Genomic DNA, 16,498 nt, shown 5'->3' with positions numbered 1-16,498 from the left:
GCCGCATAGCGACGGGGCGAAGCAACCAGGCCCGAATTAACCAACAGCATCCCGGACAACTCCGGGGGCCGGGCCCTTTCGCTCGCCGTGGGTGTGCGGCTCAGATCACCTGCGGCTCGAAGTCCCAGTACGGGCGCCGCCCGGCGAGCATGTGCCGCACCTGGCTGTGCTCCGCGAAATAGGTCTCCGTCAGCCCCTGTACCGCCTGCTCGCGCACGGCCTCGGCCTGTGCCCGCTCCCCGGCGGTGTCGAGATCCTGGGCCAGTCCGGCCGCGAGGTTGAGGGTAAGGACATGGGCGGCGCCGACCACCGTACGGGCGCGGGCCAGGGCGTCCCGGCCCAGGGCCACCGCCCGCTCCAGTTTCCCGGTGTGCGACAGCGCGGTGGCGTGGTTCATGGCGCAGCCGATGGACCAGACGTGGGAGGTGCTCAGCGCCCGCTCCATCCCGGCCCGCGCCCGTTCCGCCCGGATCAGGGCGGCGTCGTACTCGCCCTGGTCGCCCTGGACGAGGGCGCAGTTGTCCAGCGTCCCCACCACGTACGGGTGGCCGCCGCCGAGCAGGGCGGCATAGCTCGCGTGGGTCGTCTCGATGAGGTCGCGGGCCTCCTCCAGCTCGCCGATCTCGCGCAGCAGCATGGCGTAGTCGGAGCCCAGCATCAGGATCTCCGGGTGGTCGGGGCCGTGCCGGCGCAGCATCCGCTCGTGGGCCTCGCGCATCAGCGACCGGGACCGCAGGGTCGCGCCCTCGCGGCGCAGGCACAGCGCGAGGTTGTGCTGGGCCAGCAGGGTCTGGCCGTGGTTGCGGCCGTAGACCTCGGTGCGGCGGCGGAAGTTCAGCTCCTGGATGTCGAGGGCCTCGCCGTAGCGGCCGAGCAGGCGCAGGGTCCAGGCGGTGCCGAGGGCGGCGTCGAGGGTCGCCGGGTCGCGTCCGCCACTCAGCGCGATCCATGCCTCCAGCACCTCCCGGTGCAGGACCAGGGACTCCTCGTAGCGGCCCAGCAGGCGGAGCGCGATGGCGAGGTTGCTGCGGATGTCGAGGGTGCGCGGCACCTCGCGGTCGCCGAGGACGGTGGTGGCCTGTTCCAGGGCCTCCTCGTACAGGGCCCGGGCCTGTTCGTAGCGGCCCAGGGTCATCAGGGTGCCGCCGAGGCCGTTCTTGGCGCGCAGTTCCTGGACGGGGCTGTGGTCGGGGCTGGCGACGATCCGTTCCAGGACGGCCCGGCCGGTGCGTTCGGCCTCGGTGTAGCGGCCGAGGCGGCGCTCCATGTTGGCGAGCTGGTGGACGGCCCGGAGCACCGAGGGGTCGGTGGGGCCGGAGGCGGTGGTCCAGGATCTGACGGCGGCCTCGCTGAGCCGGCGGCCCTCCTCGTACTCGCCGCGCACCCGCAGGTATTCGATGCAGTTCAGGACGAGCACGCGGACGTCGAGGTCGGTGGAGTCGAGCGCGCCGGTGGGTTCCAGATGCGGGATCACGTCGGCGTAGCGCGGCCAGTGCAGACGGTCGCCGGGGCGGCGCGGGTCGGCGGCGACCAGGACCCGGCGGGCGGTCTCGGCGGCCTGCCGGGCCTCCTCGGGGCCCAGGTGGTTGCGGGCGAAGCGGTGGAAGAGGCGGTGCATGCGCAGGGTGCCGACGGTCTGGGTGTCCATCGGGCCCTGCTCGTACTCCAGGCTCATCGAGGCGGCCTCGGACAGCACCCGCAGGGCGGTGTTCCAGCTGCTGGGCTCGGTGACCAGGGAGACGAGATGGCCGGGCAGATCGCCGGCGCGGGCCGACTGGACCAGGCCGAGCGGGATCACGTCGGGGGAGAAGAAGGCGAACAGGGAGAGCAGGTCGTAGGCGTTGGGGTGGCTCTCGCGCAGGGAGTTGACGGTCTGTGCCCAGGCGGCGCGGAACTCCTTGCGGTACTCGTCGGAGGAGACCACGGGCACGGCGTGCGGGTCGCCGTCGCGCAGGGTGGTGATGTAGTCCTCGATGTCGGCGGTGGGGTTCAGCTCCACCCAGGCGGCGGTCTGGTCCATCAGCAGCGGGGAGTCCTCGACGACGGCGGCCAGCCGGTCGGCCTGTCCGGGGCTGAGCCGGGCGCTGCGCCGGCAGGCGAAGTCGACGGACTCCTCGCGCTCGAAGGGCGGCACCTCGATCTCCCGGTCCACCCAGCGGTGCCACTGCCGGCGCAGGGTGGTGACCAGGATGTGCCCGGTGGACGCGTCGGGGAGCAGGGTCTCCACGTCCGTGGGGTCGTCGGCGCCGTCGAGGACGACCAGCCAGCGGGTGCGCTCGCCCAGGGCGCGTTTGGCGGCCTCGATCCGGCGGGGCAGCGCGTCCCCGGTGTCCGCCTCGACGCCCAGCCGGTCGGCGAGGCGCGCGAAGTCGTCGCGGGCGCGGGGCCGTACGGTGGCGCGGACCCACCAGACGATGTCGTACTCGCCCTTGTAGCGGTGGACGTACTCGGTGGCCGTCTGGGTCTTGCCGATGCCGCCGGGGCCGCGCAGGGCGATGCGGGTGCCCTCGCCGCCCTCGGTGAACGCGCGGTGCATGGTCTCCAGGACGCGCTCACGGCCGGTGAAGTCGCGCAGGTGGCGGGGGGCGTTGTGGAAGGCGGGGGCATCGTCGGGGAAGCGGGGGCCGCGCATCCGGTCGAGGGTGACGGGGCCGCCGGTGGGCGGGGTGACGCCCAGTGCTTCGAGCAGTACGGCGGCGGCGCGGTCGGCGTCCAGGCCACGCAGCTGGACCACCCGGCCGAGCCGCTCGGCGGCCTCGGGGAGGCTGCTGGCGGTCAGGGAGGCGGCGGCGATCCGGGGGCCGTAGGCGGGCATCACCCGGTCCAGTACGGAGGCCCAGGCCAGTCGGCGGGTGTCGTCGAAGCGGAGGAACCAGTCGTCGATGAGGAGCAGGACCAGGCCGGGTTTCTCCAGCAGTTCGGTCAGCCGCTCGGGTGCGGGTGCCGTGCGCAGGGGGTCCCAGCGCACGGACTCCGGCACCACCCCGGCATGCGCCAGCCGGTGCTCGATCCACGTCGCCCAGGACCAGGACTGTCCCGCGTAGACGACCGTGACACGCTGTGGGGACGGAGAGGACATGCGGAGGGTCTCCTTCCGGCGTGGCCGAGCGCCGCGCCGCGCTGAGTCAACTCCACGTTAGACCAGACTCGTTGACGATACGGAGAGCTGCTCGCCGATCCTGCGCGCCGCGTGCCGGATGATGTGCTCCAGGTCGGCGCAGTGCACACTCGGGTGGCGGAAGTGGCCGGTGGGAGGGGCGTAGCGGTGGGCGTAGGTGCCGCCGCCGCAGACCCGCACCACGGGGCAGCTGCGGCAGACCTCGCCCAGGGCGTCGAGTCCGGCGCGCAGGGCGGCGATCCGGGGGTGGCGCAGGGCCTCGTCGAAGGAGTGCCGGAAGACGTCGAGGCCGGTGACGGGGGCGCCCTCGAAGGCCGCCTTGAGGGAGTCGACGCGTTCGAGGGTGCCGTCCGTCTCGACGACGACGGCGGTGATCGGGGACAGGCCGATCGCGTCGGTCCGGGAGGCGCCGCCGAGCAGCAGCGCCACGATCTCGCTGAACAGCCGCACCCGGGGCCGCGCGTGGCCCGGGTCGTCCCACCAGAGGTCGAAGACGGTGGCCAGCCACTCGCCGTACGGGGCCGGGGCGGGCCGGTGCCGGCCGGGCGGGCGGCCGCCCCAGTGCAGGTGCGGCAGCAGGAAGTCCAGCGAGGGCGGCCCGAGGCCGCACAGCGTGCGGTACACCTCGGCCGGGTCGGTGGCCGGGTCGACGGTGCACAGGATCCCGGCGTACGCGTCCGGCCGCCGCCCGGCGAGCAGCAGCGCGGCGCGCTGTGCGGCGGCCCAGGACGGGCGGCCCGCGTGGTCGACGCGACGCGCGTTGAGGGCGGCGGTGCCGCCGTCGAGGCTGAGGCCGATGTGGATCCCGGCGTCGGCGAGCCGGTCGAGGGCGCCGGGGGTGAGCAGCGTCCCGTTGGTCTGCACGGTGGCCGTCACCACCGTCCCCGCCGGCACGGCGTCCCGCACGGCGTCGGCGTATCCGACGACCGGTCCTGGCCCCGTCAGCAGCGGCTCCCCGCCGTGCAGATCGACCCGCACGGCCCGGATCCGGTGCGCGGCCACATGCTCACCGATCCGCGCGGCGGTACGCCGTACGACGTCGTCCCCCACCCTGACGGGCCGCTCCCGCCAGCTCTGGTCGGGCCCGGTGTAGATGTAGCAGTAGGTGCAGGCCAGATTGCACCGGCTGTGCACCTTGAGCACGAACTGCCGGAACCCGTCCCCGCTCATGAACGCCCCCCGGGCCGCGGCGGCGGCTGCGGTTGCGGAGGCGGCGGCTGCGGAGGCGGCGGGTCCGGCGAGTCCCGGAAGTAGGCGAAGTCGGGCTCGCCCCTGCTCTCCCGCGCCCGCAGCTCGGCCAGCACCTCGGCGATGACGGGATGCACACAGCCCACCGGCCGCTCGAAAGCGGGCAGCGCCGTGTCCCGGCCCCCGTCGGACTCCGTCATCCCACACTCCCGCCGTCCCGCCCCAAGACCCCCGCCAACTCCCGTACCGCACCACCGGCCCCCACCACCGGACCGCCCGCGCCGACCCCGCCCCGCACGCCGGCCTTCACGCCCCACCTCCGGGGTCCCACACGCCGGGCCCGGACCGCCCCGGCCACGTCCGCCGCCCAGCGCCCTGGGCGAGCCGCCGGATCCCGCGCCCGTCCCGCCCCGACCGCAGCCGCCGCCCCGGTGTTCGCCCGGCGCCCGCGTCGCCGCGACCCGGTCGTCCCGCCACCCGCGTACGCCGTCCGGCAACGCCCATCCCCGCACTCGCACCGGCAGCGGCCGACGCGCCCGGCACCACCCCCGCTCGCCGAAGCGCCCCTCACCCCGCACCCCACCCGTCCCAGTCCACCGAGTCCAGCAGTGCGCGGGCGTCGGACGCCTCCTGGGAGTCCGTCAGGCCCGCGGAGGTGTAGAGGCTCAGGGCCGTGCGGTACTCCGCCGCCGCTCGGGCGGGGGCGGCGGCCCGGGTCAGGGCGGTGGCGCGTTCGACGCGTACCCGGGCCTCGGCCGCCGGGAGGGACAGGTCCCGGTAGAGTTCCGCGGCCCGCAGCAGGTGCTCGGGGACGTCCTCCAGGTCGGAGCGGGCGCCGGTGCGCTCGGCGAGGCGGCGGGCGGCGTCGGCGCGCAGCCGCCAGGCGCGGGCGGCGAGAAGGCCGTCGTCGCTCTCGCGGGCGGCGGTGCCGAGTATCCAGTCGGCCTCGTGGAGGTCGGACAGCCCGCCCCGGTCCAGGAACCGCCGGACCAGCGCCTGGCCCAGTTCGACGCGGTGCGCGGGGAGTGAGGGGTCGTGGGCCTGGGACTCGTCGACGGCCATGCGCAGCACCCGTATGGCGTCGTTCCACTCCCGGGCCGTGCCCAGGGCCAGTCCGAGGCGGTGCAGCAGGGCGGGCCGGGCCGGGTCGTCGAGCGGGAGCGCGCCGGCGGCCTGCCACCAGGACCAGATGGCGGACTCCAGGTCCTCCGGCGCGCGGGTGAGCCCATGGGTCGTCAGATAGGCGCCGCCGAGCCGGTCGAAGCACAGCGAGCGCAGGGCGTCGTCCCCGGCCGCGTGGTCGAGTGCCTGCTGGAGGACGTCCACGACGCTGCGCCGGACGCCGGGGTCGGTGCGGGCGGGCCCGGTCAGTTCGAGGGCCTCGGCGGTGTCCAGGCAGACCCGGGCCAGTTCGGGCGCCGCCGTGCCCTCGGCCGCCAGCAGGGGCAGCGCGTCACGGAAGGCCGCCTCGGCGGACTCGGCGGTACGGAAGGCGAGGTCGCGCAGCTCGGCGGAGTCACCCGCGCGGGCGTCGGTGTGCCGGGCCAGCGCGAGCAGGGCGCGGGCCTCGAAGAGCCGGGCGCCGGGCCGCTCGTCGTGCAGCCGGTGCTGGGTCGCCAGGCCCGCCGCGACCGTGAACCACCGGGCCGCCCGCTCGCGCGGATCCCCCTCGTCCGGCCCGAGCGCCGCGCGTCCGTGCCGGGCGATCAGCGAGGCCGCCGACAGCGCCGCACCGGCCCGCAGTTCGAGGCCGCGGTCGGCGAGCGCGGGTTCCGTGCCCGGCGGCAGGTCCGCCAGCCGCCGCAGCACCCGCTCGTAGGCCAGCAGGGCGAGTCGCGCCGGGGCCGCGCCCGGTTCCCCCAGGTCGCGGGCGAGACCGGCGGGGACTCCGGCGGCGGCCCGGCCCGAGGTCTCCAGGTCGGCGGCGATCAGCAGCAGGATCCGCGCCTCCATCAGCAGCCCGGCCCCATCATCCGCGGCGGGCTCGGGCAGCGCCTCGTACGCCTCGCGCAGATTGTCGGCCGCGCCCGCCGCCCGCCAGCGGGCCAGCAGTGCCTCGGCGAGCCGGCCGCGCAGTGCCCGCCGGCCGCCCTCGCGCCGCTCCGCGTCCAGCGCCCGGCGCAGCAGCCCGATGCCCTCGTCGAGGTCGCGGGCGGTGCCCTGACCGGCGTACCGGCCGAGCAGGTCGTGTGCGCGGGCGGCGAGTTCGCCGGGGCCGGTGCCGGGGGACGCGGTGGGGGCCCGGCCGTAGCGGGCGAGGACCTGGGAGGAGATCCGGGCGAAGGCGCGCAGCAACTGGCCGTCGGTGCCGTCCTCGGCGCCGCCCGGCGCTCCGGCGGCGCCGGAGAGGTAGGCGGCGGCGAGCGCGGGGAAGTTCCGCGCCGAGCGCCCGTACTGCCGCTCCACGTACTGCGAGCTGTGCTTCAGCACCAACTGGGCCTCGCCGCCCGGCAGATGCCTCAGCAGTTCCTCGCGGACGCCGCCGATGAACTCGTATCCGCCGTCCGTGACGCTGTCGCTGCGCCGCAGCAGTCCGCCGAGCAGCACCTCCGCCATCGCGTCGGGGCCGCTGGCGGGCAGCATCGCGCGCTGCACGACCTGCATGACGGGCAGCGCGAGCGGCACGGTGGCGAGGTACTCGGCGAGCCGCCGGGCGTCCTGGGAGGCGGTGCGGCGAAAGGCCCGTACCCGGGTGCGGGCGTCGATGTCGTGGGTGGCGCGCGGGCGCCGGGTGGCCGCCGGGTGGTCGGGGCGGACCCAGGCGGCGGAGGCGGTCAGGCGCTGGGCGGTGGCGTCGCAGACCAGGCGCACCCAGTTGCCCAGGGAGGCCGGGCGCAGCGCGAGCACCGGGACGGGCAGGGCGTCGGCGGGGCGCGGCCCGGCCCGCTCGGAGCGGAACTCCAGTCCGGCGGCGGGGCCTTCGCGGCGCAGCAGTTCGCCGGAGAAGGCGGGCAGATGGGTGGTGCGCCACATGCGCTGGGGCAGCGGCTGGAGGACGGCGAGCGGGGCGCAGGAGGCCCAGGCGTGCAGTTGGCGCTGCATCCGGCCGCCGCGCCACAGCGGTCCGGCGCAGTCGCTGAGCACCAAGGTGAGCCGGCGTCCGCCGGGGTCGCGCAGCAGGCCGGGGCCCGAGGTGGGCGCGGCCGGGTCGGGCGAGGTGCTGACCCGTACGTCGTGCCCCGCACCCTCGTGCAGATAGTGGACGCGGACCTCGCTGAAGGCCCCGGCGCGTTCGCAGACCTGGCGGAGTTCGCCGAGGGTGTCCCGCCAGACGACGGTGGAGGAGGAGACGTCCATGACGAGCTGCAGCCGGGCCTCGCGGCGCCGCGCCCGGGACGGTACGGGGGCCACGATCCCGGTGTCCGCGGCCCGCTCGGCGGTGGCCTCCTCGTCCACCCGCCCGTGGCCGGGCCCGCCGGGGGCCCGGCCGGGCGGCCGGTAGCGGCCGAGGGGACGCAACGCGCGTTGCAGGGCGAGCGGATCGGGCAGTACGGAGGCGGTGGGCACCCGGGCGGAGACGACCGCTCCGGCCGAACGCGCGCCCGGTCCGGCGCCGGGGGCCGCCGCCTCTGGCGCGCTGCCCAATAAGCGGCGGTCCGCGCCCCGGGGCCCGGCGGGGACGGCGAGGGACGCCTCGGGGGGTGTGGCGGGCGGAGCTCCGGCGGGCCCTGGCGGGGCGGGTACGGAGGGGTCGGCGGGGGCGGAGGGCATGGGGGCGCCGGTCGCCGTACCGGGAAGGTGGCGGGCGAGCCAGAGCGCGTCCGCGAGTTCCTCGGCGTCCGGAGCGAGCCCGGCCTCGTGCAGGCGGCGGGCGAGCGACTCCAGCGAGGCGGCGGCGGTCATGGCCCGGTTACCGCGGCCCGGCGTCGAAGGAGCCCATCAGGAGCCGGGCGAGTTCGGCGCGGCGCGGGCTGCCCGGCGGGGCGACCCGCTGGGTGAGGTAGATGGCGTTGAGCAACTGGTCCGTGGGACGCGGCGCCCCGCCCCGGTCGCTGGTGAACATCTCCACCAGATCCTGGTGCTCGGCGTCGGCGCCGTCGCCGAAGTGGGCCTGCACCATCGCGGCGAGGCGCTGGCCGCGCGGCGGGTCGAGGTGGAGATGGATGCAGCGGCGCATCAGCGGGGCCGGGAACTCGCGCTCGCCGTTGCTGGTCATCACGATCACCGGGAAGGCGTGACAGCGCACCCGCCCGCCGGTGACCGGCACCCGCCGGCCGTCGTCGGTGAGGACCCGCACGGTCCGCTGCCCGGCCCGGTCGGCGATGCGCTCCAGCGCGGGGATGACGAACTCGCCCTCCTCCATGACGTTCAGCAGGTCGTTGGGGAGGTCTATGTCGCTCTTGTCCAGCTCGTCGATGAGCAGCACGCGGGGGCGTTTCAGGGGCAGCAGCGCGGTGCCGAGGGGGCCGAGGCGGACGTAGTGGGCTACGGAGGGCTCGGGGGTGGGGTGGGTGGGGTGGGTGGGGTCGGTGGAGGCAGTGGGATCGGTGGGATCGGCGGGGTGAGTGGGGTCGGTGGGGTCGGTGGGGTCGGTGGCGTGGGGGTGGCTGGTGGCGTACGCCGTGTCCGCCGTGTCGGCGGCCCCACTGGGCCCACTGGCCCCGCCGGTCCCACCGGCCCCGGCAATCGCACCGGTCCCACCGGTCCCACCGGCCCCACCGGCCCCGGCAATCGCACCGGTCCCGGCAGACAGGGCGGGCTGCGCCTGGGCGTCCTGGAGGCGCCCGATGGCGTCGTACTCATACAGCCCGGACCGCAGTTCGGTGCGGCTGACGATGGGCCATTGCAGCACCCGGCCGAGGTCGAGTTCATGGGCCAGTGCGTGGGCCAGGGTGCTCTTGCCCGCGCCGGGGTCGCCGGTGACCAGCAGGGGGCGCCGCAGGAAGAGGGCCGCGTTGATGAGGTCGATGGCCCGCTGCTCCTGGACCGGCAGCGGCGGGCGGTCGCCCAGGCGCCGGGAGGAGGCGCTGTCGAGGGGCGGCACCTCGTAGACATCGTCCAGGGGTTCGCCGTCGAAGCGGCGCCAGCGCGGGGGCTCCGGCAGCGACTCGATCCGCTCGCGCACCGGGACGCCCTCACCGCGGTAGACGGGCCACTCGCTCATGGTTCGCTCCTCGTCCTCGACGCTCGATGGAACGGCACGGCACGGCCGACGAGGGCGAGCGGCGCCCACAGCGGGCCCCTGAAAACGTACCCATCCACACCCCCCGCACGACAGATTTTCGGCCAGGGACGTCCCGGTGCCACGCGGGATCCGGCGTGCGGCACGGAACACGCCGGGGGAAATCCGATGAGCTTCATGGGGCGTCGAACACCCCTTCCTCCGCGGGCAGCGGGCGCCGGGGGTCGTCGTAGAGCACGGCGACGCTGTCGGCCCAGTGCCGTCCGTTGCCCTTGCTGATGTGCTCTCTGATACGGCGCAGCCGCTCGGGGAGTTCAGCGGGGTGCGTCACGTCGGCGAGGAATCCGGCGGTGGAGCGGTGCAGTTCGTCGCAGCCCGGACCGCACAGCGGCCCCGTGTGTTCACCGTGGTGCCACAGGGCGACACCGTGTCCGGCGTCCAGCGCCCCGCGCATCGCGTGCTGCCCGGCCCCGGTCCCGGCCCGCCGGCACTGCACGGGGATCTCGCCCGGGTCGAGGTCGTCGAAGTGGCACGGGTACGGCCCGCCGCCGTCGAAGACGGTGTTGCGCGCGGTGAGCCGCCGGCCGTCGAGCATGCCGTACCAGCGCCGCTCCCAGGATTCGGCCGGAACTCCCCGGCGCCCGATGTCGCGAATCACCACAGAACGGCGCACACCGAGCAGTTGCTGGCGCGCGGTGTCCCACAGGGGCGCCGAGTCGTAGATCTGCCATTCATGGACAGGGGTGTCGAAGTGCCGTAGATCCAGGGCGACTTCGAGGGGCGCGGGCAGCTCGGGTGTGTCGACGGCTTTGAAGGCGTCGGCGAGCGGGCGGGCGATCACCGACCGCAGCCGGCCCAGCTCGACGCCGGGTCCGGTGGTGTCGCCGTCGCGCGGTACGTCGCTGTCCTCGCCGCCGTCGTCCACGCGCAGGGTCCAGTAGACCCGGGAGACGTCGTCGTCCAGCGGCTCCAGCTCCAGCAGGACGACGGGGCGCTCGGGGTACGGCGGTACGGTCCCGGTCCGGGCGGGGAGCAGCCCGTCGGGCAGGGTGGCGTCGCGCACGTTGGTGTGCAGGGAGGGCGGCACCCAGGCCAGCCGCTCGTCGATCCAGTCGCCGAGCCGCCGTACCGGCACCGGGTCGGCGGGCGCGGGGTCGCGGGCCTCCACGAACATTTGCACGAGCCGCAGATAGCGCAGGAAGACGTACGCCCCCTGCGGCTGGTCCCCCTCGTAGAGCTGGCCGTGGCCGTCGCGCCAGGTGACGGGGAGATGGGGCCGGCCGGGGGGATCGTCGCCGCGGGCCCGGCGGACCAGCAGGGTGACGGTGTGCGGGGCGTCGGGGGGCGGGACCTCGGCGAGCAGCGCGAGCGCCTGCCGGCGGTCGACCGGGGACCAGTCGTCGCCCTCCCGCCCGGTGGCGCCGCCCGGCAGTTCCAGCTGGCGGCTGACCCAGTTGTGCATCTCCTTGCGGCGGCCGTGGTGCCAGGTGTCGTGCGCGGCCATGATCCGGGGGTAGTGGTCCTCGAAGCGGCGCATCAGGGACACGGCGAGGGACAGCCCGCCGGTCTGCTCGGCGCGGCGGCTCTTGATGACGGCGACGACCGCGCCGGTGGCCGAATCCAGTACGGGGCCGCCGGAGACGCCTTCGGGGAAGAGGTTGCTGGGGCCCAGCCGCAGCCCGTAGGGCCCGTCCTGGGAACTGACGGTCGCCTGCCCGTACCAGGCGGAGGCGGCGCCGCCCTCGGCGGGCCGGTAGCCGTAGACCGTCCGGTCCTCGCCCAGCGGATGGTCGGAGCGGTCGCTGAGCCAGACGCACTCGTGGCGCACCGCGGGGTCGGTGAGCCTGACCAGCGCCAGATCCTGCTCGACGGGCAGCACGGTCCAGTCGTCCGGCTCGGCGCCGATGTCACCCTCGTACAGACTGGCCTCCAGCCGGGCGGCGACGGGCCGTCCGTCGTGCAGCCCCGGCCCCCGCACCCGGAACTCGTCCTCGCCCGCCTCCCCGACCCGGCCGAGCAGCACATGCGCGCAGGTCAGCGCCCAGCCCGGCGCGACGAGGAAGCCACTCCCCCACATCTCACCGGCGCCGGACCGCGCCGAGTGGAAGTGCACCGTGGCGTTCTCGATGAGGGTCCTGAGCCGGGGGTCTTGCCTGTCAGGCATCCGCGGAGGGGGTGGTGACGGTGGTGGGGGTGGGGGTGGAGATGGAGGTGGGCGCGGTGGTGACGGTGGTGGGGGTGGGGGCGGATCTGGGGGCTGGTCGGGGGGTGGGGGTGGTGCTGGATCCGGGGGCTGGTCCGGTGGTGGGTCGGGGGGTGGGTCCGGTGGCGGATCCGGGGGCTGGTCCGGTGGTGGGTCGGGGGGTGGGTCCGGTGCTGGATCCGGGAGTTGGTCCGGTGGTGGGTCCGGTGGTGGATTCCGTGTCGAGTGCGGTGGCTGGCGCGGAGGTGCGCGCGGTGGCTGGTCCGGCGATGGACCAGGTGCCGGACCCGGGGGATCCCGTGCCGGATGCGGCGGTGGACCCCGTGCCGGGTTCGGTGACTGGCCCGGCGGCGGCTGCGGTGGCCGGCCCGGAGGTGGACCCCGTAAGGGACCCGACGGAGGACCCCGGACCGGATCCGAGAGGGGACCCCGTACCGGACCCGGCGTTGGACCCCGGAGAGGACCCCGTGCCGGACCCGACAGTGGCCCCGGTGGAGGCGTCCGGGGCGGCGGGGCCGGTGGAGGGCTCGGCGGACGGGTCGGCGAGCCCTCCACCGGACGGCCGGGTCGACGGGTCGGCGCCTTCCGGGGACGGCCCGGTGGACGGGTCGGCGGCGGAGCGCGCGCGGCGCTCGTCGAGCTTCCACACCAGGCTGACCTGGAGGGACGTCTTGGCCTCCCCGTCGGCGAGTACGGCGACGGCCTTGCCCGGCTTCGCCACGATCTCCACGCCGAAGGTGATCGTCGCCTCGTCCGGCCGCGCCGAACGCGCGGCGTCCAGCACCGACTGGCCGACGCCCTGGATCAGCTCGCCGAGCTGTTCCAGTTTGGCCACGGCGGCGCGGCCCACCCCGATGTCGCGGTCGTCGGACCCGTATCCGCCGGGTTTCGCCGGTCCTCTCGTCGGTGTGACCCGGGCCAGTACCGTCTGGCCTCCGGGCAGCGTGATCTCGCGCAGCGTCTCGTCCATGGCTCCCCCGCCCTGTGCGGCTCCGCTCGCCCCGGCCCGACGCGCGTCCGGCCAGGGGCTTTCGAACTGCGTCGAGGCTAGCCCTCCGCACGGTTGCGCAGGCAGACCGGTAACCGGCCAAGTGGCGCATATTCTGAAGGCATGTACTTCACCGACCGAGGCATCGAAGAACTGGAGAAGCGGCGCGGCGAGGAGGAGTTCACCTTCGAGTGGCTCGCCGAGCAATTGCGTACGTTCGTGGATCTCAACCCGGACTTCGAGGTGCCCGTGGAGCGGCTGGCGACATGGCTGGCGCGGTTGGACGACGAGGAGGACGAGTAGGCGAGCGGGGAAACAGGGGAGGGTCGGCGCCGGGGAGGCGCCGGGTGTTTCGGTCTGCGGGCGTCCGTTTCGGGGCGCCCGCTTCGGTGTGGGTGGGGCGGTCGCGGGAACGGCGTCAGTCGCGGGGTCGCGCCAGGTCGTACGCGAGGCCCAGCGCGCCATGGGCCAGCAGGAGGGCGCCCGCGGTGAGCCAGCCGGGGCTGTGGCGGCGTAGGCCCCGGACGGCGAGCGGGAGGCCGGCGGCGATCTGGGCGAGGGCGAGGATGCGGGCCTCGGGACGGCCTGACCAGGGCAGATAGGGGCCCAGGCGGCTGTCCTCGATGGCCTCCAGTTCCGTACGGGCCGTCTCGCGCAGGGTGGAGCGGTCGATCCGCCGTACGCCGGACCGGTCCCGGAGCGCCGCGTGCAGGTCGGCGGTGGCGGTGCCGGGGGCGAGACCGGCGGGGAGGTCGACGCCCACGCGGGACAGCACCGCCAGCAGACCGAGCAGCCGGGCGCGGGCGTCGGCCGCGGGGTCGGGCTCGGCCAGCCGGTCGAGGGACTGCGCGTCCAGTACGGGGTCCAGGCCCAGGCGCGCGGCGAAGGTACGCATGGCCTCGTCCTCACCGGCCGGGGTGCCGTCGGCGAGCCAGACGTAGCCGACGGGGCGGCGGAAGCCGGAGGCGAGGGCGTAACCGGCGCGGTCCGGGTCCCACCACAGCGCGAGTACGGACCAGGGGGCGCCGACGCCCAGCGCGGTGGCCCAGCCGGTGGCCACCCGGTCGACGGGTTCGCCGTCGTCGGCCCAGGGCCTGCCCTCGGGGACCAGCACGCTCCACTCCTCGCCCGCGGAGGTGAGCAGCATGGGCTCGGGCAGGAGATGGGCCACGGGGGCGACGGAGTCGGCCGGGGCGCGGCAGAGCAGCAGGGCGCCGGGGGCGGGGGTGCCGGGGCGGGGGCCCGGCGTCAGGTCTTCCGACGGCATGGTTCACACGCTAGGGCAATTTGTCCGATTAGGCGGACTCGACGACCACCTTGCGACCACCGACCACCGACCACCGACGGGCTGGCCGCTGGCCGCTGACTATCGGCCACCCACCCGCAATCACCGACGTCGGCTACCCACAGTCACCGGATCGAGTGCACTCGGCGGCACACATCCACGACTGTCTTGACTTTCCAGGTCCGCGATATATCGTGTTTCCTGGAAGACGCGATATGGCGCGTGTCGACTGATCGGCCTGCTGCTGGAGGGCGTGCCGCCGGTCGGGATGTCGTCCGTCGGGATGTCGTCCGTCGGGTTGTTGTCTGTCGGGTTGTTGTCTGTCGGGAGGTCTGCACCATGTCCGAGTGGTCCGTCGCGGAGCCGAGGAAGCTCACCTTCGACGAGCCCGTGAGCGAGCTACAGGTACGCATAGTCAACGGCACGGTGAACGTGGTGGGGACGGACGAGAGTTCCCCCCGCCTGGAGATCTCCGAGATCGAGGGCCCGCCCCTGATGGTCACCCAGCGGGACGGCACCCTCACGGTGGCGTACGAGGACCTGCCCTGGAAGGGCTTCCTCAAGTGGCTCGACCGCAAGGGCTGGCGGCGCAGCGCCGTCATCTCCCTGGCGGTGCCGGTGCGCACCCGCGTCGAGGTGGGCGTCGTGAGCGCCAACGCCATGCTGTCGGGCGTTGAGGGCCGCGCCGAGGTGAAGGGCATCTCCGGGGACACCACACTGGTCGGCCTCGCGGGCCAGGTGCGCGCCGACACGGTCTCGGGAAGCCTGGACGCCCAGGCGCTCAGCGGCGACCTGCGCTTCAACTCGGTGTCGGGGGACCTCACGGTCGTCGAGGCGGGCTCGTCGGTGAAGGCGGAGTCGGTGAGCGGCTCGATGATCGTCGACCTGGACCCGGCGGGCCGCCCGACGGACATCAACCTCACCAGCGTCTCCGGCGAGATCGCCATCCGGCTGCCGCACCCGGCCGACGCCGAGGTGGAGGCCAACACGGCGAGCGGCCATGTCTCCAACGCCTTCGAGGATCTGCGGGTGGGCGGCCAGTGGGGCGCCAAGCGGATCACCGGCCGGCTCGGCGCGGGCAACGGCCGGCTGAAGGCCACGACGGTCTCCGGCTCCATCGCCCTGCTGCGCCGCCCGGCGACGGAGGAAGAGCCGTGGGACCTGGACCCGCTGGAAGCGGTGATCGCCCCGGAGGAGCCGCGAGCCACGGAGCGACAACGGCCGGAGCCGCGCCAGACGGAGAACCCGGAGGACAAGGGGGACGCGGGGAACTCGGGGAACACGGAAAACACGGCGGACCGGACACCGGAAGCCACACCAGACGCCACACCAGAAGCCACATCGGAGTCCGCATCGGAATCCACATCGGAACAGCCATCGGGGGAAACATCGGGGGACCGTCCGAGGGAGAATGCCGCTTCCGGCCCGGACACCGGCGACAGCGCCGGTCCGACGGACGGCACGACTGACAAGAAGGTGCTCTGACATGCCCCCCGTCTTCGCACACGGCCGGCTCCGGCTCTATCTGCTGAAGCTGCTCGACGAGGCCCCGCGCCATGGCTACGAGGTGATCCGCCTCCTGGAGGAGCGGTTCCAGGGCCTGTACGCGCCGTCGGCGGGCACGGTCTATCCGCGACTGGCCAAGCTGGAGGCCGAGGGCCTGGTCACCCACACCACCGAGGGCGGCCGGAAGGTGTACGCCATCACGGACGCGGGCCGCGCCGAACTGGCCGACCGCAGTGGTGAACTCGCCGATCTGGAGCTGGAGATCCGGGAGTCCGTGGTGGAGCTGGCCGCCGAGATCCGGGCCGACGTACGCGGCGCGGCGGGGGAGCTGCGCCGCGAGATGCAGGCGGCGGCGAGCGAGGCCCGGCGCACGGGGGGCGGCGGCGACGGCGGTGCGGGCACCGGCGATTTCGGGGAGCACATCGGGGACTTCGCGGAGAAGGAGGCGTGGCGCGCGGCGAAGGAGGAGATGCGGCGCGTCAAGCAGGAGTGGAAGGAACAGGCGCGGCGCGCGAAGGACGAGAGCCGACGGGCCCGCGAGGAGGCCCAGCGGGCCAGGCGCCAGGCCAAGGAGGCCCAGGACCGGGCCCGGGCGCAGGCGTCGGAGGAGGTCCAGCGCATCGCCCGCCGGGTGCAGGAGCAGGTCCAGGACCACTTCACGCGGGGCGACTGGCCGACGGGCGTCCGCGAGGGGATCACGGAACTGGCGAAGGAGTTCGGGGACTTCGGAAAAGACTTCGGCAAGGAGTTCGGCAAGGACCTGGGCCGCGACTTCGGCTTCGGCCGGACCACCGGAAAGCCGTCCTCGCGTACGGAGTCGGAGCACGAGCCGGAGCATGAGCCGACGTACGAGAAGGCCCCGGAGGACATCCCCGTCGACTATGAGCCGTCCTGGGCCCATGAGTCACCGTCCGGCGACCCGGCCCGCGACCTCGACCGTCTGCTGGACCGCTTCCGCGACGACATCCGCGACACGGCCCGCGACCACGGGGTGACCGGCGACCAGCTCCGCGACGCCCGCCGCCATCTGTCGACGGCGGCGGCCCACATCGGGGCACTGCTGCGGGAGCCGAAGGTATAGGGGTGCG

At 74.8% G+C, this 16,498-nt stretch carries 11 protein-coding genes; 3 read left to right on the top strand and 8 right to left on the bottom strand.

Going from position 1 to position 16,498, the window contains the following annotated elements; genetic code table 11:
• Nucleotides 1-100: 100 nt before the first annotated feature.
• The 7 genes from fxsT to ACFRFC_RS28635 form a co-directional block, all read right to left on the bottom strand.
• Nucleotides 101-3,079, bottom strand: coding sequence for an FxSxx-COOH system tetratricopeptide repeat protein (gene fxsT / locus ACFRFC_RS28665; protein WP_382692881.1), 2,979 nt, complete (start codon nt 3,077-3,079; stop codon nt 101-103).
• Nucleotides 3,080-3,136: 57 nt separating this feature from the next.
• Nucleotides 3,137-4,288 carry an FxsB family cyclophane-forming radical SAM/SPASM peptide maturase gene (locus tag ACFRFC_RS28660; protein WP_382692883.1) on the bottom strand — a complete coding sequence of 384 codons (1,152 nt, stop codon included), beginning with the start codon at nt 4,286-4,288 and terminating at the stop codon, nt 3,137-3,139.
• Entirely contained in the window at nt 4,285-4,506 is a 222-nt protein-coding gene (locus ACFRFC_RS28655) for a hypothetical protein (protein WP_382692885.1), read from the bottom strand. The genes ACFRFC_RS28660 and ACFRFC_RS28655 overlap by 4 nt, the downstream gene beginning before the upstream one ends.
• A gap of 367 nt (nt 4,507-4,873) precedes the next feature.
• Nucleotides 4,874-8,149: an SAV_2336 N-terminal domain-related protein gene (locus tag ACFRFC_RS28650; RefSeq protein WP_382692887.1), complete on the bottom strand. Its 3,276-nt coding sequence runs from the start codon at nt 8,147-8,149 to the stop codon at nt 4,874-4,876.
• Between the two features lie 7 nt (nt 8,150-8,156).
• On the bottom strand, nt 8,157-9,410 hold the full coding sequence (locus ACFRFC_RS28645) for an AAA family ATPase (protein ID WP_382692889.1): 1,254 nt from the start codon (nt 9,408-9,410) through the stop codon (nt 8,157-8,159).
• Between the two features lie 193 nt (nt 9,411-9,603).
• The gene (locus tag ACFRFC_RS28640) at nt 9,604-11,592 is read right to left on the bottom strand and encodes a trypsin-like peptidase domain-containing protein (protein ID WP_382692890.1); all 1,989 of its coding nucleotides are present in this window, start codon (nt 11,590-11,592) and stop codon (nt 9,604-9,606) included.
• On the bottom strand, nt 11,585-12,601 hold the full coding sequence (locus ACFRFC_RS28635) for a CU044_2847 family protein (RefSeq protein ID WP_383112664.1): 1,017 nt from the start codon (nt 12,599-12,601) through the stop codon (nt 11,585-11,587). The genes ACFRFC_RS28640 and ACFRFC_RS28635 overlap by 8 nt, the downstream gene beginning before the upstream one ends.
• Nucleotides 12,602-12,742: 141 nt before the next feature.
• Between ACFRFC_RS28635 and ACFRFC_RS28630 the strand changes: the two genes are divergently transcribed.
• Nucleotides 12,743-12,922 carry a DUF6104 family protein gene (locus ACFRFC_RS28630; protein ID WP_366832645.1) on the top strand — a complete coding sequence of 60 codons (180 nt, stop codon included), beginning with the start codon at nt 12,743-12,745 and terminating at the stop codon, nt 12,920-12,922.
• Nucleotides 12,923-13,037: 115 nt separating this feature from the next.
• On the opposite strand, the gene ACFRFC_RS28625 is transcribed toward ACFRFC_RS28630, so the two are convergent.
• Nucleotides 13,038-13,886: a hypothetical protein gene (locus ACFRFC_RS28625; protein WP_382692895.1), complete on the bottom strand. Its 849-nt coding sequence runs from the start codon at nt 13,884-13,886 to the stop codon at nt 13,038-13,040.
• Between the two features lie 357 nt (nt 13,887-14,243).
• Here ACFRFC_RS28625 and ACFRFC_RS28620 point away from each other — a divergent pair, with 357 nt between their 5' ends.
• A complete protein-coding gene (locus tag ACFRFC_RS28620; RefSeq protein WP_382692897.1) occupies nt 14,244-15,389 on the top strand; it encodes a DUF4097 domain-containing protein in 1,146 nt (381 codons plus the stop codon).
• 1 nt (nt 15,390) lies between these two features.
• Nucleotides 15,391-16,491, top strand: a complete 1,101-nt coding sequence (locus tag ACFRFC_RS28615; RefSeq protein ID WP_382692899.1) for a helix-turn-helix transcriptional regulator — start codon at nt 15,391-15,393, stop codon at nt 16,489-16,491.
• The last annotated feature ends 7 nt before the right edge of the window (nt 16,492-16,498 follow it).

The sequence above is a fragment of the Streptomyces sp. NPDC056734 genome (genome assembly GCF_042790455.1).
In the GTDB taxonomy this organism is placed as follows: domain Bacteria; phylum Actinomycetota; class Actinomycetes; order Streptomycetales; family Streptomycetaceae; genus Streptomyces.
The sequence above is the reverse complement of the archived record's forward strand: the minus strand, read 5'-3'. Positions and strand labels throughout refer to the sequence as shown.